The organism is Pseudomonas sp. NY8896 (assembly GCF_039634505.1).
Genome location: NZ_CP132350.1, coordinates 1886121 through 1906183, shown reverse-complemented (window position 1 = coordinate 1906183; position 20063 = coordinate 1886121). Strand labels below are relative to the sequence as shown.

At 63.6% G+C, this 20063-nt stretch carries 14 protein-coding genes; 9 read left to right on the top strand and 5 right to left on the bottom strand.

Annotated features, from left to right (window positions below):
• Positions 1-11: 11 nt before the first annotated feature.
• Positions 12-1289: a sigma-54 dependent transcriptional regulator gene (locus Q9451_RS08535; RefSeq protein WP_231118586.1), complete on the top strand. Its 1278-nt coding sequence runs from the start codon at positions 12-14 to the stop codon at positions 1287-1289.
• A gap of 25 nt (positions 1290-1314) precedes the next feature.
• Positions 1315-1650, top strand: a complete 336-nt coding sequence (locus tag Q9451_RS08530; protein ID WP_012273902.1) for a GlpM family protein — start codon at positions 1315-1317, stop codon at positions 1648-1650.
• A 20-nt stretch (positions 1651-1670) separates the two neighbouring features.
• Here the strand turns inward: Q9451_RS08530 and Q9451_RS08525 are convergent, their stop codons facing one another.
• Positions 1671-2666 carry an alpha/beta hydrolase gene (locus Q9451_RS08525; RefSeq protein WP_012273903.1) on the bottom strand — a complete coding sequence of 332 codons (996 nt, stop codon included), beginning with the start codon at positions 2664-2666 and terminating at the stop codon, positions 1671-1673.
• Between the two features lie 196 nt (positions 2667-2862).
• On the opposite strand from Q9451_RS08525, the gene metR reads away from it, so the two are divergent.
• Positions 2863-3780, top strand: coding sequence for a transcriptional regulator MetR (gene metR, locus Q9451_RS08520; RefSeq protein WP_012273904.1), 918 nt, complete (start codon positions 2863-2865; stop codon positions 3778-3780).
• Here the strand turns inward: metR and Q9451_RS08515 are convergent.
• Positions 3764-4177, bottom strand: a complete 414-nt coding sequence (locus Q9451_RS08515) for an NUDIX domain-containing protein (protein WP_012273905.1) — start codon at positions 4175-4177, stop codon at positions 3764-3766. The two genes, metR and Q9451_RS08515, sit on opposite strands and share 17 nt — an antisense overlap.
• A 163-nt stretch (positions 4178-4340) precedes the next feature.
• Between Q9451_RS08515 and Q9451_RS08510 the strand changes: the two genes are divergently transcribed.
• Positions 4341-8630 carry a DEAD/DEAH box helicase gene (locus tag Q9451_RS08510; protein WP_012273906.1) on the top strand — a complete coding sequence of 1430 codons (4290 nt, stop codon included), beginning with the start codon at positions 4341-4343 and terminating at the stop codon, positions 8628-8630.
• 131 nt (positions 8631-8761) lie between these two features.
• Entirely contained in the window at positions 8762-10381 is a 1620-nt protein-coding gene (locus Q9451_RS08505; RefSeq protein ID WP_012273907.1) for an FMN-binding glutamate synthase family protein, read from the top strand.
• Positions 10382-10421: 40 nt separating this feature from the next.
• Here Q9451_RS08505 and Q9451_RS08500 read toward each other — a convergent pair whose 3' ends face one another.
• On the bottom strand, positions 10422-11840 hold the full coding sequence (locus Q9451_RS08500; protein ID WP_012273908.1) for an amino acid permease: 1419 nt from the start codon (positions 11838-11840) through the stop codon (positions 10422-10424).
• Between the two features lie 420 nt (positions 11841-12260).
• Here Q9451_RS08500 and Q9451_RS08495 point away from each other — a divergent pair, with 420 nt between their 5' ends.
• From Q9451_RS08495 to Q9451_RS08485, 3 genes are all read left to right on the top strand, one after another.
• On the top strand, positions 12261-15410 hold the full coding sequence (locus tag Q9451_RS08495; protein ID WP_012273909.1) for a transglycosylase domain-containing protein: 3150 nt from the start codon (positions 12261-12263) through the stop codon (positions 15408-15410).
• Positions 15411-15499: 89 nt separating this feature from the next.
• Entirely contained in the window at positions 15500-16045 is a 546-nt protein-coding gene (locus tag Q9451_RS08490; RefSeq protein WP_012273910.1) for a PadR family transcriptional regulator, read from the top strand.
• Positions 16038-16799, top strand: coding sequence for a siderophore-interacting protein (locus tag Q9451_RS08485; RefSeq protein ID WP_012273911.1), 762 nt, complete (start codon positions 16038-16040; stop codon positions 16797-16799). Before Q9451_RS08490 ends, Q9451_RS08485 begins: the two co-directional genes overlap by 8 nt.
• 57 nt (positions 16800-16856) lie before the next feature.
• Here Q9451_RS08485 and Q9451_RS08480 read toward each other — a convergent pair whose 3' ends face one another.
• Both Q9451_RS08480 and Q9451_RS08475 read right to left on the bottom strand, forming a co-directional pair.
• The gene (locus Q9451_RS08480; protein WP_012273912.1) at positions 16857-17492 is read right to left on the bottom strand and encodes a Pr6Pr family membrane protein; all 636 of its coding nucleotides are present in this window, start codon (positions 17490-17492) and stop codon (positions 16857-16859) included.
• Position 17493: 1 nt separating this feature from the next.
• On the bottom strand, positions 17494-17715 hold the full coding sequence (locus tag Q9451_RS08475; protein ID WP_003252112.1) for a VF530 family protein: 222 nt from the start codon (positions 17713-17715) through the stop codon (positions 17494-17496).
• 164 nt (positions 17716-17879) lie between these two features.
• On the opposite strand from Q9451_RS08475, the gene Q9451_RS08470 reads away from it, so the two are divergent.
• Positions 17880-19928 carry a TonB-dependent receptor gene (locus Q9451_RS08470; protein WP_012273913.1) on the top strand — a complete coding sequence of 683 codons (2049 nt, stop codon included), beginning with the start codon at positions 17880-17882 and terminating at the stop codon, positions 19926-19928.
• The last annotated feature ends 135 nt before the right edge of the window (positions 19929-20063 follow it).

Sequence of the window (20063 nt, the reverse complement as noted above, 5' to 3'; positions counted from 1 at the left end):
ACCCGCATGTGCTGCTCGGCTGCCAACAGGCACTGGCCCTCGAGGACATCGCCTGCGAAGGCGTGGGCAGCGCCGAACAGGCACTGGAGCGCATCGGCGACGATTTCGCCGGCATTGTCGTCAGCGATATCCGCCTGCCGGGCATCGATGGCCTGGAGTTGCTCAATCGCCTCAAGGCCCGTGACCGCAGCCTGCCGGTGGTGCTGATTACCGGCCATGGCGATATCGACATGGCCGTCGGCGCCATGCGCAACGGTGCCTACGACTTCATGGAAAAACCGTTCTCCCCCGAGCGGCTGGTCGACGTGGTGCGCCGCGCATTGGAGCAACGTGGGCTGTCGCGCGAAGTAGTGGCCCTGCGCCGCCAACTGGCCGAACAGAGCAGCCTGGAGGGGCGCATCATTGGCCGCTCGCCGGCCATGGAGCACTTGCGCGAATTGATCGCCAACGTTGCCGATACTTCAGCCAACGTACTGATCGAAGGTGAAACCGGCACCGGCAAAGAGCTGGTCGCGCGTTGCCTGCACGACTTCAGCCGCCGCCAGGGTCAGCCGTTCGTGGCGCTGAACTGTGGCGGCCTGCCGGAAAACCTGTTCGAAAGCGAGATTTTCGGCCACGAGGCCAACGCCTTCACCGGTGCCGGCAAACGCCGCATCGGCAAGATCGAACATGCCAATGGCGGTACGCTGTTCCTCGATGAAGTGGAAAGCATGCCGATCAACCTGCAGATCAAGCTGCTGCGCGTGCTGCAGGAGCGCACCCTGGAGCGACTGGGCTCGAACCAGAGCATCCCGGTGGACTGCCGGGTGATCGCGGCGACCAAAGCCGACCTCGATACCCTGGGCCAGAGTGGCCAGTTCCGCAGCGACCTGTACTACCGGCTGAACGTGGTAACCCTCGAACTGCCTCCGCTGCGTGAACGCCGTGAGGACATCCTGCAATTGTTCGAACACTTCCTGCAGCAGTCGGCCCTGCGCTTCGACCGGGAAACACCGACACTGGACAGCCAGACACTATCGCGTCTGATGGCCCATGACTGGCCGGGCAACGTGCGCGAGTTGCGCAACGTGGCCGAACGCTACGCCCTCGGCCTGCCAGCGTTCAAGAAAGGCCCCAGTGGTGGTGCCAGCCAAGGCCTGGGCTTTGCCGAGGCGGTGGAAGCATTCGAACGCAACCTGCTCAGCGATGCGCTGCAACGCACCGGCGGCAACCTGAGCCAGGCCAGCCAAGAGCTGGGCATGGCCAAGACCACGCTATTCGACAAAGTGAAAAAATACGGCCTCGGCTGAGTTCAACCCAAACTGGAAAGACAACGTGGACCTGGTATTCAAAGCTGCCCTGGGCGCTGGTGTGGTGCTACTGCTGGCGGTGCTGTCGAAAACGCGCAACTACTACATCGCCGGGCTGGTGCCGCTGTTCCCCACCTTCGCCCTGATCGCCCATTACATCGTCGGCAAGGGGCGCAGCATTGCCGACCTGAAGACCACCATTGCCTTTGGCATGTGGTCGATCATTCCGTACTTCGTGTACCTGGCGACCCTGTATGTGCTGGTCGATCGCCTACGCCTGGAAGCATCGCTGGCGTTGGCCACGGTGGCCTGGCTGATGGCCGCTACCGTGCTGGTGACCGTGTGGGTGCGGCTGCACTGAGCCTGCAACCTACCTTTGGTTCACAACCCGGCGATGTGCGTGACATCCTGCCGGTGCGCCTGCAGGTAGGGCAACACCGCCCCCAGCAGCGGCGCCTTGAAGGGTTCCTGGAAGCGGTGCGCCAAGCCCGGTATCAGGCGCAACTGGCTGCCCTGGATATGCGCCGCCAGGTGTACGCCGTGCATCACCGGCAATAACGGGTCGGCTGTGCCGTGTACCACCAGGGTCGGCACCCGCAGCTGGTTGAGCAACTCGACGCGACTCGGCTCGGCCAGAATCGCCATGATCTGGCGCTTGGCCCCGTCAGGATTGAACGCCCGGTCGTAAGCCACGGCAGCCTGGTGCAGCAACACCGCGCGGTCATCCCGTACCTCGGGGCTGCCCAGGGCCGCCAGCAGGTCGGCCTGCTGCTCGATGGCCACCTCGCGGTTCGGCGCGCTGCGCCGGGCCAGCAGTTGCACCAGCGCCGGATCCGGTGCCGGCAGCCCCGCCGCCCCTGAACTGGACATGACCAACGTCAGGCTGCGCACACGCTCGGGCGCCATCGCCGCCAGGTGCTGGGCAATCATGCCGCCCATGCTCACGCCCAGTACATGAAACTGGTGCACACCCAAGGCGTCCATCAGGCGCAGGCCGTCATCTGCCATATCCGTCAGCGTGTAGGGCGCCGCCACCGGCAAGCCCAGCTTGTAGCGCAACAACTCGACCGTCAGGTTGGCCGAAGGTGGCATCTGGTTCCAGCGTGACAGGCCGACATCGCGGTTGTCATAGCGAATCACCCGAAAGCCCTGGCGGCACAATGCCTCGACCACATCGTCCGGCCAATGAATCAACTGCCCGCCCAGGCCCATGACCAGCAGCAAGGCCGGATCACGCGGTGAACCGACGCTCTGGTACACCAGGCTGACCGCGCCCAGTTCGGCACGCTGCACCGCTACATGTGCATCACAACGCTGTTCGGCGAAACTCGCAGGTACGCTGAACAGGAAGAAAAGAAAAAGCCAAAAAGCCCGCATGAAAGAAACACCAGAATGCAGATCCCCAGTAAAGCGCGAGTCTGATGAATTCTGTTCGGGCGCGCTGCCACAGTTCGGTGACAGTTTCATGACGCCCGCCAGACGGTGCGGCCGATCGCCCAGTCGACAGGCGCAGCAACATGAGAGAAACTCAACTCATTCCCTGTTTCCTCAAATCCACACCCCGGAGTCAGCTGTGCTGGAGATCCGTCACCTGAAAACCCTTCATGCCCTGCGCGAAGCCGACAGCCTGGTGGAGGCCGCCGAGCGCCTGCACCTGACCCAGTCGGCACTGTCGCACCAGTTCAAGGAGCTGGAAGAGCGCCTGGGCCTGCCCATTTTCGTACGCAAGACCAAGCCGATTCGCTTCACCAGCGCCGGGCTGCGCCTGCTGCAACTGGCCGATGCCACCCTGCCGCTGCTGCGCGGCGCCGAGCGTGACATCGCGCGGCTGGCCGGTGGCACTGCCGGGCGCCTGCACATGGCCATCGAATGCCACAGCTGCTTCCAGTGGCTGATGCCGACCATCGACCAGTTCCGCGATGCTTGGCCGGAAGTGGAGCTGGACCTGGCCTCCGGTTTCGCCTTTGCCCCGTTGCCGGCCCTAGCGCGCGGCGATCTTGACCTGGTGGTGACCTCCGACCCGGTGGACCTGGCAGGCATCACTTATGTGCCGCTGTTCACCTACGAGGCGATGCTGGCGGTGGCCAACCAGCACCCGCTGGCGAGCAAGCCATACATGGTGCCGCAAGATCTGCTCGACCAGACGTTGATCACCTACCCGGTGGAACGCGACCGCCTGGACATCTTCACCCGCTTCCTGGAACCGGCCGATATCGAGCCAGCCGCCGTGCGTACCTCGGAGCTGACGGTAATGATGATGCAGCTGGTGGCCAGCGGCCGTGGGGTGTGCGGCATGCCGCATTGGGCGCTGCACGAGTACAGTTCGCGCGGCTATGTGAAGGGCAAGCGCCTGGGCGAAAAAGGCCTGTTTGCCACGCTTTATGCCGCCGTGCGCACCGACATGCTCGATGCGCCGTACATGCGCGACTTCTTGCTGACGGCCAAGGACACCTCGTTCGCCACCCTCGATGGCGTCAGCGCGGTGCGTTGAGTACCTGACGGTACAGCGGCAGGATCAGGTCGCGGGTCAGGGGCGCCAGTGGCATGACGGGCGCCTGATCGGCGGCCAGCCACACCACCTCCTCGATTTCTGCAGCCGGAACCACGGCTGCGGCGCTGTCGACACGGAACAGTTCGGCCTGCACTTCAAAACCTGGCTCGTTGGCGGCTGGCGCGCTGAACTGGCCCAGGTGCACGACCTGGGCCGGGTCGATGTGCAGGCCCAGTTCCTCGTGCAACTCGCGCACCAGAGCCTGCACCGGCGTTTCACCGGCATCGATCTTGCCACCGGGCTGCATGAAGGCCTCGGTGCCACGCTTGCGTACCAGCAGGGTACGGCCCAGAGGGTCGATCAGCAGGGCGGCGGCGATGCGGATGGTGTTGGGCATGGGGTGGGCTCGCTGGAAACTATGGCCGGGGAGGATCCCATGGGGCCCTTGGCCTGACAAGGCCAGTCATTCCTGTACCGGCCGCTTCGCAACACAGGTTCTTGCTGGCCTGGCAGACGAACGGCCCCTTGCCAACCCGCCACACACCCGCCATAACCAACAGATGAACCTGCCCGCCAAATACCACCCGGTGCTCGAGCTGTTCCACCCTGCCGTATGCACCTGGTTTCGTCGCCATTTCGCCACGGTCACCGATGCCCAGGCACAGGCTTGGCCGCTGATTCATGCGGGCCAATCGACGCTGCTGGCTGCACCGACCGGCTCGGGCAAGACGCTAAGTGCCTTCCTGGCCGTGCTGGACGAACTGTTCCGCCAAGGCCTGGAGCACCAGGGCGAACTGCCAGCACAGACCCAAGTCGTCTACGTATCACCGCTCAAAGCCCTGTCCAATGACATTCGCCTGAACCTGCAGGCCCCGCTCGAAGGCATCAGCCAGGCCCTCGCGGAGCAAGGCCTGAACGCGCCACGCATCACCACGGCGGTGCGCACCGGCGACACGCCGCAGAAGGAACGCGCCGCCATGCGCAAGCTGGCCCCGCACATCCTGGTGACCACCCCCGAATCGCTTTACGTGTTGATGGGCTCGGCGTCTGGCCGCGAAGGCCTGGCCAACGTGCACACGGTAATCGTCGACGAAATCCACGCCCTGGCTGGCAACAAACGCGGCGCCCACCTGGCACTTACCCTGGAGCGCCTGCAGGCCTTGTGCCGCCAGCCACTGCGGCGTATCGGCCTGTCCGCCACGCAACGCCCGGTAGAACGGGTGGCGCAGTTTCTGGTCGGTAGCGGGCGCCCCTGCGCCATTGTCGATGTCGGCCATGCGCGCAAGCGCGACCTGGCCATCGAAGTGCCGCCGGTACCGCTGGGTGCGGTGATGGCCACCGATGTCTGGGGCCTGGTCTACGACCGCCTGGCCACCCTTGCCCGTGAACATCGCACCACACTGGTATTCGTCAATACCCGGCGCCTGGCAGAGCGCATCACCCGCCACCTCAGCGACCGGTTGGGCAAAGAAGCGGTTGCCGCGCACCATGGCAGCTTGTCCAAAGAACTGCGCCTGGATGCGGAGCAGCGGCTCAAGCGCGGCCAGCTTCAGGTGCTGGTCGCGACCGCATCGCTGGAGCTGGGCATTGATATCGGCGATGTCGACCTGGTCTGCCAGATCGCCTCGCCGGGCTCGATTGCCGCCTTCCTGCAACGGGTTGGCCGCGCCGGCCACCAGGTCGATGGTGTGCCCAAGGGGCGCTTGTTCCCCACCTCTCGCGATGACTTGATCGAATGCGTTGCCCTGCTCGACAGCGTGCGCCAGGGCGAGCTGGACGAACTGCACATCCCCCGTGCACCGCTGGATGTGCTGGCCCAGCAGATCGTCGCCGAAGCCAGCAACCAGGCCTGGCACGAACAGGCACTGCTGGATTGCCTGCGTCAGGCCACGCCTTATGCCGAGCTTGACCAGGACCACTATCAAGCCCTGCTACGCATGCTCGCCGAAGGCTACAACGGCCGCCTGGGAGTACGCAGCGCCTACCTGCACCGCGATGCGGTCAGCGGTACCTTGCGTGGCCGGCGTGGCAGCCAGCTGACGGCGCTGACCAGCGGCGGCACTATCCCCGACAACGCCGACTACACCGTGTTGCTGGAACCGCAGGCGCTGAACATCGGCAGCGTCAATGAAGACTTTGCCGTGGAGAGCATTGCCGGCGATATCTTTCAGCTGGGCAATGCCTCCTACCGCATTCTGCGCGTCGAACCGGGTCGGGTAAGAGTGGAGGATGCCCATGGCCTGCCACCTACCATTCCGTTCTGGCTGGGCGAAGCGCCGGGGCGCAGTGACGAACTGTCTGCCGCCGTGGCCCGCCTGCAGGCGCGGATCGACCAGCGACTGGCACAGGCCGGCAGCGACATGGCCGAGGTACTGACATGGTTGCAGGCTACCTTCGGACTGGGCGAGGACAGCGCCGGGCAGTTGCTCGACTACCTGGCCCGCACCCGCGAAGTGCTTGGCGCCCTGCCCTCGCAGGACACCCTGGTAATGGAGCGTTTTTTCGATGAGTCCGGCGGGACCCAACTGATCATCCATTCACCATACGGCAGCCGCATCAACCGCGCCTGGGGCCTGGCCCTGCGCAAGCGCTTTTGCCGCACCTTCAACTTCGAGCTGCAGGCAGCCGCCAGCGAAGACGCCATCGTGCTGTCGCTGTCCACCAGCCACAGCTTCGAACTGGACGAAGTGTGGCGCTACCTCAATAGCCGCAGCGCCGAGCCTATCCTCATCCAGGCCCTGCTGGACGCGCCGCTGTTTGGTGTGCGCTGGCGCTGGAACGCGGGTGTCGCCATGGCCCTGCCACGCTTCGTGGGCGGGCGCAAAGTGGCACCACAGATCCAGCGAATGAAGAGTGAAGACCTGGTTGCCGCGGTGTTTCCCGACCAGATCGCCTGCCTGGAAAACATCCCCGGCGAGCGGCAGATTCCCGACCACCCGCTGGTCGAGCAAACCCTCGACGACTGCCTGCACGAGGCGATGGACAGCGAAGGCTGGCTAGCCCTGTTACGGCGCATGGAAAGCGGCGAAGTGCGCTTGCTATGCCGCGACCTGCCCGCCCCTTCGCCCCTCGCTTCAGCCATTCTCAACGCGCGGCCGTATGCTTTTCTGGACGATGCCCCCCTGGAAGAACGCCGCACCCAGGCGGTGCTCAACCGGCGCTGGAACGATGTACACAGTGGCGATGACCTGGGCGCGCTGGACGCGGATGCCATTGCTGCCGTAGCGGCCGAGGCCTGGCCACAGCCGGGCAATAGCGATGAAATGCACGAAGCGTTGATGAGCCTGGGCGCCATCAGCCAAGCCGAGGTCGCGGCCAACCCCAGCTGGGACCTGCTGCTAAGGCAACTGGCCAAGGCCGGGCGCGCCTTGCGCCTAGCTGATGACAACCTCTGGCTGGCCCGCGAGCGGCTGAACCTGCTGCTGGCACTGTACCCGGCAGCACACCTGGAGCCAGCGCTCGAACTGCTCGCTGGCTTTGATCAGCCCATCGACCCGGACAGTGCACTGAGCGAGCTGCTGCGCGCCCGCCTGAGCGGCCATGGCCCGCAGACCCAGGCACAGATCGCTGCGCCATTGGGCAAATCGGCAATCGATATCGAGCACGCGTTGGCCCGCCTGGAAGCTGAAGGCTACGTGCTGCGCGGGTATTTCAGCCCCGGCGCAACTGACCTGCAATGGTGCGAGCGCCATTTGCTGACGCGCATCCACCGCTACACGGTCAAACGCCTGCGTCGCGAGATCGAACCGGTCAGCCTGCAGGACTTCATGCGTTTTCTGTTCGACTGGCAGCACCTGGCGCCTGACGAGCGCCTGCGTGGCCCGCAGGCGGTGGCCCAAGTGCTGGGCCAGTTGCAGGGGTTCCCCTGCGCCGCCGGCGCCTGGGAGGCGGAGCTGCTGCCAGCGCGCATCGACGGCTACAGCCCGCATTGGCTCGACGATGCCTGCCGCAGCGGGCAGTTTGCCTGGAGCAGGTTGGCGGCAACGGTAGCAAGCAGCACGCTGGCCAGTACGCCATTGGTACTGCTGCCGCGCGACCAACTGAATACCTGGCGCAGTCTGGCGCCCGTGCCTGCAGTCGATACCCTCGGCCTGCGCGCGCAACGTGTACACGAAACACTCAAAAGCCAGGGTGCGCTGTTCTTCGATGAACTGGCGCAGGAGGCACGCCTGCTGCCCAGCGAGCTGGAAACTGCGCTGCAAGAGTTGGTGGGGTCAGGCCTGGTCGGTGCGGACAGTTTCACCGGCCTGCGCAGCCTGATCACGCCTGCGGCCAAGCGCAGGTCACGCAACGGCCGCCGTGGACATCCGCCGCTTTCCAGCAGCATGGCGCATGCCGGGCGTTGGGCACTGCTGCGCCGCAGCGAGACACCACCGGATCACGAACAGCGCCTGGAGCACATTGCCCGCACCCTGCTGCACCGCTATGGCGTTATCTGCTGGCGGCTGCTGGAGCGCGAGAGTGATGTATTGCCGCCGTGGCGTGAGCTGCTGCGCTGCTATCACCGGCTGGAGGCGCGGGGCGAGGTCCGTGGCGGGCGCTTCATTGCCGGGCTGGCTGGTGAACAGTTCGCCCTGCCGGAGGCGGTGGGGTTGCTGCGGCAGGTCAGGCGACGTGAACCAGACGCAGCGCTGCAGGTAATCAGTGCCGGCGACCCGCTGAACCTTGTCGGCTCGCTACTGCCCGGAGCGAAAGTGCCAGCGGTGAGTGGTAACCGCCTGCTGTATCGCGACGGGGTACCGGTGGCGGTTCAGGTAGCCGGGCGTTGTTCATTTCTGGTCGACGCACCCGCACAAGAGCAGGACAACTGGCGGCAGAAACTGCTGCGCGAAACACGCCCAAAGAGGTAAGTGCCAGACCAGGGACCTTGCGCGAATGATTTTCGCTACCCCGATTTTAATTTGCAGCGCCTGACAACTTGGCTATGGTCGGGGTTTGCCCCCAGGCCCTGAGCCTGACCGCGCCATCGCAAGGACCCTGTATGAGCCTGTCACTTCTCAGTCGCTATGCCTTCTTCGCCGCCTGTGTGTTGTTCACCCTGGCGAGCCTGCCTTTCACCCACCATGAATGGTTGTGGCCGTTCACCCTGACCACCGGCATCCTCAGCTTGATCGGCGTGTTCGACCTGCTGCAGCAGCGCCATGCGGTACGTCGCAACTATCCAATCCTGGGCAACATCCGCTATCTGGTCGAGGCCATTCGCCCGGAAATCCGTCAGTACCTGTTGGAGTCCGACAGCGACGCCCTGCCGTTCTCGCGCGCCCAGCGTTCGCTGGTGTATGCCCGGGCTAAAAACGAAGCCTCGGACAAACCGTTCGGCACGCTGATCGACGTCTATGAGTCCGGCTTCGAGTTCATCGGCCACTCCATGCGCCCGGCGCCGTTGGCCGACCCGGCCAGCTTCCGCGTCATCGTCGGCGGGCCACAGTGCAGCCAGCCGTATTCAGCGTCGATCTTCAATATTTCGGCCATGAGCTTCGGCTCGCTCAGCGCCAATGCCATCCGCGCGCTCAACCAAGGCGCCAAGCTGGGCAATTTCCACCATGACACCGGCGAGGGCAGCATCAGCCCGTACCACCGCGAGCACGGTGGCGACCTGGTGTGGGAGCTGGGCAGCGGCTACTTCGGCTGCCGCACCCCGGACGGGCGCTTCGACCCCGAGCGCTTCGCAGCCCAGGCACGCACCCCACAGGTGCGCATGATCGAAATCAAGATGAGCCAGGGCGCCAAACCCGGCCACGGCGGCATCCTGCCCAAACACAAGGTCACCCAGGAAATTGCCGAAACCCGTGGCGTGCTGATGGGTGAGGACTGCATTTCGCCGTCACGCCACAGCGCGTTCTCCACCCCGATCGAGATGATGCAGTTCATCGCCCAACTGCGTGAACTGTCCGGCGGCAAGCCAGTGGGCTTCAAGTTCTGCCTGGGCCACCCGTGGGAGTTCATGGGCATTGCCAAGGCCATGCTGGAAACCGGCATTCTGCCCGACTTCATCGTCGTCGATGGCAAGGAAGGTGGCACCGGCGCGGCGCCCGTGGAGTTCACCGACCATATCGGCGTGCCGCTGCGTGAAGGCCTGCTGTTCGTGCACAACACCCTGGTCGGCCTGAACCTGCGTGACAAGATCAAACTGGGTGCCAGCGGCAAGATCGTCAGCGCCTTCGACATCGCCAGCGTGCTGGCCATTGGCGCCGACTGGGCCAACTCGGCACGTGGCTTCATGTTCGCCATTGGCTGCATTCAGTCGCAAAGCTGCCACACCAACAAATGCCCGACCGGCGTGGCCACGCAAGACCCGCTGCGCCAGCGCGCCCTGGTGGTGCCGGACAAGGCGCAGCGGGTGCTGAACTTCCACCACAATACCTTGCGTGCCTTGGCTGAAATGCTCGCGGCGGCAGGCCTGGAGCATCCGGCGCAATTGGAAGCCAAGCACCTGGTTCGGCGCATCTCGGCTACCGAAATCAAGCTGTTCTCGCAGATACATGTGTTCTTGAAACCAGGTGAGTTGCTGACCGGCGAGGTGAATGGGCAGTTCTATTCGCGGATGTGGCAACTGGCGCGGGCGGACAGCTTTGAGCCACACAGCGAAGTGGCGGCCTGATAGGGCCATGGGGCCGCTTTGCGGCCCCAGCTACTTCAAATCAGGAAGCGGTACTCGCTACACCTTGTACTTCTTTGGGTGCCAGACGGAACGCGTAATACAACACCGTCAGCAGCACCAGGAACGCCGGGCCGATGTACAGGGCCACACGGGTATCCTCGAAGTAGGCCATCAAGCCGACCACCAGCACCAGGAAGGCCAGTGCCAGGTACGAGCTCAGCGGCCACAGCCACATGCGGTACTTCAGCGCCTTGCGTTCGGCGGTAGTCAGGCCAGCACGGAACTTCAGCTGTGCCAGCAGGATCATCACCCAGGTCCAGATCGCACCGAAGGTGGCGATCGAAGTCACCCAGACGAAGACCTTTTCCGGCACCAGGTAGTTGGCCAGCACGCCCAGCAGCAACGCGCCGATCGACAGCAGCAGGGCATTACGTGGCACGCCATTCTTCGACGTACGGGCGAAGGCCGCCGGGGCCTGGCCATTCTGCGCCAGGCTGTAGAGCATGCGCCCGGTACTGAAGATACCGCCGTTGCACGACGACAGCGCCGCAGTGATGACCACGAAGTTGATGATGCCGGCAGCGGTCTTGATCCCGAGGCGCTCGAAGGTCATGACGAACGGGCTGCCTTGGCTGCCGATTTCGTTCCATGGGTAGATCGACAGGATCACGAACAACGCACCGACGTAGAACAGCAGGATGCGCCAGAACACCGAGCCGATGGCCTGCGGAATGGTCTTTTGCGGGTTGCGTGCTTCACCAGCGGTCAAGCCGATCATTTCCACGCCCAGGTAGGCGAACATCACCATCTGCAACGACATCAGCACGCCAGTCACGCCATTGGGCATGAAGCCGCCATTGCTCCACAGATTGGAGATACCGACGGCCACACCGTCGTTGCCGAAACCGAAGGCGATGACGCCAATGCCGCCGATGACCATGGCAATGATCGTGACGATCTTGATCAGGGCGAACCAGAACTCGAATTCACCGAAGGCCTTCACCGCCACCAGGTTGACCGCGCCCATGCTGCCTAGCGCCGCCAGGGCCCAGATCCAGCGTGGTACGTCGGGGAACCAGATGCCCATGTAGATGGCCACCGCGGTGATTTCGGCAACGCAGGTCACCAACCACAGGAACCAGTAGTTCCAACCGGTGAGGAAGCCCGCCAACGGGCCGAGGTAGTCCTGTGCATAACGGCTGAAGGAGCCGGCGACAGGGTTGTGCACGGCCATTTCACCCAGGGCGCGCATGATCACCAGGATGGCCAGGCCGCCGATGATGTAGGAGAACATGATGGCTGGGCCGGCCATTTCGATAGCCTTGGCCGAACCGAGGAAAAGACCGACACCGATACAGGCGCCCAGCGCCATCAGGCGGATGTGCCGTTCGCCCAGTTCGCGCTTGAGCGGGCCGCCTTCAGTGGCCTGGCCGTGGGCAGAGTGGTTGCCGACTGGCATAGCAATACAACCTCATTTTGTTATTGGATTTGACCTTCGTGCAGCACCGACCATGCCGATAGGCGTGATGTTGGCTTGCCAGGCTGGCCTCGTGGGCCGGCCCGTGTGCCGGAGTAGAGCGCCCGGCAAGGCGAAGGGGGCGAGCAGTATAGGAAGACCCTTGTAGGGATTTTCGCTGTATATACAGGAATAATCAGCAAGTTCTCTCGAGCCTGGGGGCACTGGCTTGCCTGCGATCAGGCGTCCAGCGGCCGCAAAACCTCCGCGGCACCATAGCAACATCGCCGTACGTAGAAACCCACACCAAAGCCGTATAGCCCTACGCCGCTTTTCTCCACCTCCTACAAATTTTTCACCTCACCCGCTCAACGTCTAAGCTTCAGACAAGCAAGACGAAAACACCTGGCCGGATAGAAGACTATGGGCGCACTGTGGCAATCGGAACCAAGCAGAACGGAAGCACCCGAGATACCTCCGGCCGAGACGCCACAACCCAAGTCCCCCCGTCAGCGTCGGCTATGGTGGCGGCTGATCATCCTTATCCTGCTGGTGGCACTGGTAGCCATCGGTGTGGCCGCGTATGACGAATTCCGTACCTCCGAGCTGCAATCGCGCGAGTTCAGCAAACTGGCCGGTACGCTGACCTACTCGCTGCAGCCCGGCCCCAGCGATGCCATCATCTACCCAGGTGATGGGCCGTTCGACAAACGCCTTGGCTATAGCGCCCTGGGCGAATTCCTGCCGCGCCTGCTCAAGCGCGACTACCTGATCAGCGAACAGGTGAAGTTCTCACCGGCATTGATGAACTACGTCGATCATGGGCTGTTCGCCCCCTATATCGAGAAGATCCAGGCCGGCCTGTCGATCACCGACTGCCGCGGCGACACGCTGTACCAGTACAACTACCCACAGCACCTGTACCCGGATTTTGCAGCGATCCCGCCGGTGATGGTGAACAGCCTGCTGTTCATCGAAAACCGCGACCTGCTGGACACCCAAGACCCACGTAACAACCCGGCCGTGGACTGGCCACGCTTCGCCAAGGCCGCCTACAGCCAGGTGGCCAAGTACCTGGCCCTGCCCGGCCAGTCTGCCGGTGGCAGCACCCTGGCCACACAGCTGGAGAAGTATCGCCACTCACCCGATGGCCTGACGGTGTCGGGCGCGGAAAAGATCCGCCAGATGGTTTCTGCCAGCGTGCGTGCCTACCAGGGCGGCCCTGACACCACCGAGGCACGTCAACGCATCGTGCGCGACTACCTCAACAGCGTGCCGCTGTCGGCGGTGCCTGGGCATGGTGAAGTACATGGCATGGCCGAAGGCCTGCGGGTGTGGTACGGCGCCGACTTCGACCAGGTCAACCAGGCCCTGAACGCCACCTCCACCGACCCCGAAAGCATGGCCGCGCGCGGGTTGGCCCTGCGCCAGGTGCTGTCGCTGATGATTGCCCAGCGCCGTCCCTCGCATTACTTGTCCAAAGGCCGGGTCGAGCTGGCAGAGCTGACCGACGCGCACATTCGCGTGCTCGCCGCCAACAAAATCATCGAGCAACCACTGGCCGATGCCGCACTGGCCAGCAAGGCGGTGTACCGCGACTGGGTAGCGCAACCGACCATCGTGCCGATCGTTACCAACAAGGGCATCAGCCTGGCGCGCAACCGCCTGGCAGCCATGCTCAACCGCCCGCTGTACGACCTCGACCGCCTCGACGTGTCGGCCACCAGTACCTTGCAGGCTGACCTGCAGTTGCAGGTCAGCCAGTACCTGAAAAACCTTGCCGACCCAGCGTTTGCCGCGCAGATGGGCCTGATCGGCGAGCGCCTGCTCACCGCCAAGACCACCGACCAAGTGAGCTACAGCTTCACCTTGTTCGAGCGCACCGCCGATGGCTCCCGGGTGCGGGTGCAGACCGACAGCACCAACCAGCCCTTCGACATCAACGAAGGCAGCAAGTTGGAACTGGGCTCCACCGCCAAGTTGCGGGTACTGACCACCTACCTGGAAATCATCGCCGAGCTGCACGACAAATACGCCGGCAAACCTGCCGCCGAGTTGAAGAAGGTCGACGTGGCCGAACTCGACCGCATCACTCAATGGTCGCTGGAATGGCTGGCGCAGAACAGCAAGAACCAAAGCCTGGATGCCATGCTCGACGCTGCGCTTGAGCGCAAATACTCCGCCAACACCGGTGAAGCTTTCTTCACAGGCGGCGGCATGCACGTGTTCAACAACTTCCGCAAGGAAGACAACAACCGCAACCCGACGCTCAAGGATGCGCTGCGCGAATCGATCAACCTGCCGTTCATCCGCCTGATGCGCGACCTGGTGCGTTACGTGACCTACCAGCAGCCGTACAACCGTGTGCCGCTGCTCAAGGACGACGCAGACCCACGCCGCCAAGAATACCTGGCCCGCTTCGCCGACAAGGAAGGCACCAACTACCTGATGCGTTTCTGGAAGAAGTACCAGCGCAAAACCTCGCAGCAGCGCCTGGACACCTTCCTCGACAGCATGCGCGTGACCCCGCAGCGGTTGGCGGCGGTGCACCGCTACCTGTTCCCCGAGGCCGGCCAGGAAACGTTCAACGCCTTCGTGCGCGCCCACCTGAAGGGTGACAAGATCGTGCTGGGCAAGCTGACCGACGGCCGCCTGTCAGAGATGTACGAGGCTTACGGCCCAGGCAAGTATGACTTGCCCGACCAGGGTTACATCGCCAAGGTCCACCCGCTGGACTTGTGGCTGCTCGGCTACCTGCTGAAGAGCCCAAGCTCGACCTTGACCGAAATGATCAACGCCAGCCGTTTCGAACGCCAGGAGGTGTATGGCTGGCTGTTCAAGAGCCGCTACCAGGGCGCCCGTGACAGCCGTATCCGCACCATGGTCGAGATTGAAGCCTTCCTCGATATTCACCAGCGCTGGAAGCGCGTGGGCTATCCATTCGACCACCTGGTGCCCTCGCTGGCCACCGCCATCGGCAGTTCGGGCGACCGCCCCGCCGCGCTCTCCGAACTGGTCGGGATCATCCAGAACGACGGCATTCGCCTGCCAACCCTGCGCATAGACACCCTGCACTTCGCGGCCAACACACCTTACGAGACCAAGCTGGTCACCGACCCGGACCGGGGCGTGCGGATTCTGCCGGTTGAAGTGGCGCGTGCGCTCAAAGGCGCCATGTCGCAGGTGGTCGATGCAGGTACCGCGCGGCGTATTTCCGGCAGTTTCAAGCTGCAGGACGGCACGCCACTGGTGATGGGCGGCAAGACCGGTACTGGCGACAACCGCATCGAGAGCTTTGGTGCCGGCGGTCGGCTGATCGGCTCGCGCTCGTTGAACCGTACTGCCACTTTCGTGTTCTTCCTGGGCGACAACCACTTCGGCACATTGACCGCCTTCGTACCTGGGCGCTCGGCGGAGGCCTTCAAATTTACCTCGGCACTGCCGGTGCAGGTGCTCAAGGGCATGGCACCGATACTGATGCCGTACCTGCAGCCGGGCAATCCGAACGAATGCAAGCCACCGCAGGTTGCCATGCACACGCAACCGCCGACAGGGAACATATCGACGAACTAGATGATAATCATCTGCATTCAGGGGCTTGTCTTTAGATATATCTTGAGTAATATCTTACGATATATCGCAAACGACGGAGCCCCATCCTTATGCGCGAACACACCCCCCATGACCCCTTCGAGCGGCGCCCTGGCCGTGGTGAGCGCGGCCCACGCGTTTTCGCCCCCGGTGACCTCAAGCTGCTGATGCTGGACCTGCTGGCCGAGCAGCCCGGCCACGGTTACGACTTGATCCGCCAGATCGAAAACCTGTTCGACGGCAGCTACAGCCCAAGCCCAGGGGTTATTTACCCAACGCTGAACTTTCTTGAAGAAGCCGAGCTGATCAGCGGCCAAGTGCAAGGTAGCAAGCGCCTCTACGCCATCACCGATGCCGGCCGCAGCGCCCTGGTCGAACAGGCTGTCGCCTTGGATGGCGTGCGCATGCGCATCGAAGTCAGCAAACGCGCCCTGCGCGGTCACGACCGCCCGCCAGAGATCCATGAAGCGGTCGGCAACCTGCGCCACGCACTGCATATGCACAGCGGTCGCTGGACACCGGAAGAAATCGAACGGGTCCGCGACTTGCTCAACCATACCGCCAAGGCCATCGCCTCCGGGCCGGCCGAACCTGTCAGGGAGACTGCCCATGAGTGACACCATTCACCGCGTCAACCACGAGATCCGCCAGCGTCGCCTGCAAGTATTGCGGGTCACCGAGCTGACCCCACGCATGCGCCGCATCACCCTGGGTGGTGCCGAACTGCAAGGCTTCACCAGCGTGGGCAGCGACGACCATATCAAGTTGTTGTTTGCCGAAACGCCGGAGCAACAACAGGCCATCGACGCCCGTAATCTGGGTCGGGACGGTGGCGCGCGACCAACCATGCGCGAATACACGCCACGGCGCATCGACCTGGTGACCAACGAGCTGGACATCGACTTCGTGCTGCACGGCGACGGCCCTGCCTCTACCTGGGCGGCACAGGCGGCGCCTGGGCAAACCCTGAGCATCGCCGGGCCACGGGCGTCACTGGTGGTGCCGGATATTTTCGACAGCTACCTGTTGATCGGTGATGAAACCGCCATCCCGGCGATTGGTCGCCGCCTGGAGGAATTGCCGGCGGGCCGCCAGGTGCTGGCGGTGATCCAGATCGAAGACGAGCAGGAGCGCCAGCCGTTGCCGAGCAAGGCACAGGTCGAAGTCATCTGGGTGCGCCGCCAGCAGGAAGACTTGCTGGCCCTGGTGCGGAACCTGACCTTGCCGCAAGGCCGGTTGTATGGCTGGGTGGCGTTGGAAAAGGCCCTGACCCGCCAGGCCAAGGTGCTGCTGCTGGAGAAAGGGGTGCCGGAAGATGCGCTGAAAGCTGCGGCCTACTGGCGTGCCGACGGGACTGCGGACGACGAGTAATGGTTATCGCCTGCTACGGCCTCTTCGCGGGTTCACCCGCGAAAAGGCCAGCACAGGCTAAGCAAATTTGCGCAACCCACGCCACCGATCCACCCCCAGCAATACCAGCCCGATTCCCCAGAACCCCACCAGCACCCCCAGGGCATTGAGCATCACCTGCCCATACCCAAGGCTCGCCACATCGATGAACGGGTAGGCATACACGCCAATCTCGCTTCCACGCCACAACGCATAGCCGAAATAAACCGTCGGGTACACCGCCCACAGTGCCAGGTGCCCTAGCCGCAGCCTGCCCTTGGGCACCTCGCGCCACCAGTACAAGGCATACAGCACCGGCATCACGTCGTGCAGCAACTCGTCCGCCAGCCATTGCCAGCCCTGCGGTTGCCACAAGTGGCGCAGCAACACGCTGTAGGCCAGCGCCACCAGCACGATGCTGGTGGCCACTGCGGAGCTCACCGAGGGTGACAGGAAAAACCGCTTGCCACGGCCTTCGTGGCCGAACGCCGCATAGCTGAGCACCGTTGCCACCAACGTGTTGGTCAGCACGGTGAAGTAGCCGAACACATTGATCAGGCCGCCAATCAGGCTGGCCTGTTCTTGCCAGCGCGCCAACAGTACCAGGTACACCTGCACGGCCAGACCGAACCAGCCCAGCACCGCCATGCCGGTCAGCCAAGGACGACGCAGCATGTCAGGCCTGACGCTGCAGCTTCACATACAGCTGCTCGACCTTTTCCCGCGCCCACGGTGTCTTGCGCAGAAAGGTCAGGCTCGACTTGATGGTCGGGTTGCTCTTGAAGCAGCGCACATCAATGCGCTCGGCCAGGCCCTGCCATTGGTAGTGCGCCACCAGCTCGGTGAGGATCTGTTCGAGGGTCTTGCCGTGCAGCGCGTTATGTTGGGCCGTGCTCATGCTGTGCTCCGTAGGAAAGATGCGCACCTTACACGAGTGTAGTGGTGGGTGGGATCCGTCGAGTCGACAGAAAAAATGCTGGCCAGGGGCAAAACCACTGTGCTGAAATAGTTATGTTATGTTGTAAGACTAATAAAGCATCTGCCAAGGAACGCCCCATCCCCATGCTGTACTCACCGCTTCGCCTCTCCCCCCTTGCCGTCGCGCTCTGGCTGGCTGCGCCGCCCAGCCAGGCCGTGGAACTCGAACCCCAGGTCATCACCGCCAACCCGTTGGGCAACCGCCAGCTGGCCGCCCCCAGCACCGTGCTCGAAGGCGAAAACCTGCTGCAACAACAGCACGGTAGCCTCGGTGAAACCCTGAACAAGCAGCCCGGTGTCGCCTCTACCTGGTTCGGCCCTGGCGCCAGCCGCCCGGTGATCCGCGGCCTGGACGGCGACCGCATTCGCATCCTGCGCAATGGCGTCGGTGCCCTGGATGCCTCATCGCTGTCCTATGACCACGCTGTACCGCTGGACCCGGTCACCGTTGACCGCGTCGAGATCGTCCGCGGCCCCGCCGCCTTGCTCTACGGCGGCAACGCCATTGGCGGGGTAGTCAACACGTTCGACAACCGCATCCCGGATTCGCCGATCGAAGGCATCCACGGTGCCGGTGAACTGCGCTATGGCGGCGCCGATACTACCCGCAGCAGCGCCGGCAAGCTGGAGGCCGGCAACGGTGCCTTCGCCCTGCACCTGGACGCCAACAGCCGCCAGTTCAACGACCTGCGTATTCCCGGCTACGCCCGCAGTGCCAAGGTGCGCGATGCCGATGAGCCGGGCAGCAAGCACCGCCTGGAAAACAGCGACGGCCGCCAGGACGGTGGCGCGGTAGGCGGTGCCTATCACTGGGACCACGGTTACGCCGGCCTGTCGTACAGCCGTTACGACAGCAACTACGGCTCGGTGGCCGAACCCGGTGTGCGCCTGGACATGCAGCAGGACCACTACGCCTTCGCCTCCGAGCTGCGCGACCTTGACGGCCCGTTCAGCTCGGTCAAGGTCGATGCCGGCTACACCGACTACGAACACAGCGAAATCGAAGAAGGCGAAGTCCACACCACCTTCAAGAACAAAGGCTACGAAGCGCGCATCGAAGCCCGCCACCAACCACTCGGGCCGGTGGAGGGTGTGGTGGGTGCTCAGGTCAGCCGCAACGAGTTCTCCGCCCTGGGCGAGGAGGCCTTCGTCCCGCACACCAATACCGACAGCCTGGCGCTGTTCATGCTCGAGCAGTGGCAGGCCACGGAACGCCTGAACCTGAGCCTGGGCGCACGCATGGAGCACACCCGGATCGACCCGGACGCCAAAGGTAACGAAAACTTCGTCGACGCCGACAGTGCCAGCAGCTTCAACGCGTTCAGCCTGTCTTCGGGGGCGGTGTACCAGCTCGACCCGATCTGGTCGCTGGCCGCCAACCTCGGCTACACCGAGCGCGCGCCAACCTTCTACGAGCTGTACGCCAATGGTGCGCACGTGGCCACCGGCGCCTTTGAAGTCGGCGATGCCAGCTTGAACAAGGAAAAGGCCATTTCCGCTGACCTGGCGCTGCGCTTCGACAATGGCACCCATAAAGGCAGTGTCGGGGTGTTCTATAGCCACTTTCGCAACTACATCGGCCTGATCGGCACCGGCAACACCCGCGAGGGCGGGCATGACCACGACCACGACGAGGATGACCACGACCACGATCATGGCCATGAGGGCTTCCCGGAATACCAGTACCAAGGCGTGCGGGCACGCTTCTACGGCATCGAGGCCCAGGACCGCTGGCAACTGGTCGAGAACCGTTACGGCAGCTTCGCCCTGGAGTTGTCCGGTGACTACACCCGGGCCAAGAACCTCGACAGTGGCGAGCCGCTGCCCCGTATCGCCCCACTGCGCCTGAACAGCGGCCTGGTCTGGGAGCTCGACCGCTGGCAAGCGCGGGTAGATGTGCAGCATGCGGCATCGCAACATCGCAAGCCGGCCAACGAAACCAGCACCGAGGGCTACACCACACTGGGGGCCAGCGTTGGCTACCGCTTCGAAGTTGGCCAGAGCCAGTGGCTGGCATTTGTACGCGGTGAAAACCTGACCGACCAGACCGTGCGCTACGCCAGCTCGATCCTGCGCGATATCGCGCCGGCGCCGGGGCGGAGTGTGGAGGTCGGGTTGCGTACCACCTTCTGAAATCATGGGGCTGCGCTGCAGCCCTTTTTTCAAGACTGTTACCCAATGGGCAACAATCAACTGCGACAAATTGTCTTTTTTTCTTACAACTTCCGCTATATCCTCCCCGCCTGAAGCTGAATCGCTTCACCGAAA

What these genes read in the sequence shown, in the direction of transcription:
- Q9451_RS08495 (WP_012273909.1), top strand. Translation starts at nt 12,261, where the DNA reads ATGGGCGCACTGTGGCAATCGGAACCAAGCAGAACGGAAGCACCCGAG.
- Q9451_RS08470 (WP_012273913.1), top strand. Translation starts at nt 17,880, where the DNA reads ATGCTGTACTCACCGCTTCGCCTCTCCCCCCTTGCCGTCGCGCTCTGG.
- Q9451_RS08500 (WP_012273908.1), bottom strand. Translation starts at nt 11,840, where the DNA reads ATGCCAGTCGGCAACCACTCTGCCCACGGCCAGGCCACTGAAGGCGGC.
- Q9451_RS08485 (WP_012273911.1), top strand. Translation starts at nt 16,038, where the DNA reads ATGAGTGACACCATTCACCGCGTCAACCACGAGATCCGCCAGCGTCGC.
- Q9451_RS08510 (WP_012273906.1), top strand. Translation starts at nt 4,341, where the DNA reads ATGAACCTGCCCGCCAAATACCACCCGGTGCTCGAGCTGTTCCACCCT.
- Q9451_RS08480 (WP_012273912.1), bottom strand. Translation starts at nt 17,492, where the DNA reads ATGCTGCGTCGTCCTTGGCTGACCGGCATGGCGGTGCTGGGCTGGTTC.
- Q9451_RS08490 (WP_012273910.1), top strand. Translation starts at nt 15,500, where the DNA reads ATGCGCGAACACACCCCCCATGACCCCTTCGAGCGGCGCCCTGGCCGT.
- Q9451_RS08515 (WP_012273905.1), bottom strand. Translation starts at nt 4,177, where the DNA reads ATGCCCAACACCATCCGCATCGCCGCCGCCCTGCTGATCGACCCTCTG.
- Q9451_RS08505 (WP_012273907.1), top strand. Translation starts at nt 8,762, where the DNA reads ATGAGCCTGTCACTTCTCAGTCGCTATGCCTTCTTCGCCGCCTGTGTG.
- Q9451_RS08525 (WP_012273903.1), bottom strand. Translation starts at nt 2,666, where the DNA reads ATGCGGGCTTTTTGGCTTTTTCTTTTCTTCCTGTTCAGCGTACCTGCG.
- Q9451_RS08475 (WP_003252112.1), bottom strand. Translation starts at nt 17,715, where the DNA reads ATGAGCACGGCCCAACATAACGCGCTGCACGGCAAGACCCTCGAACAG.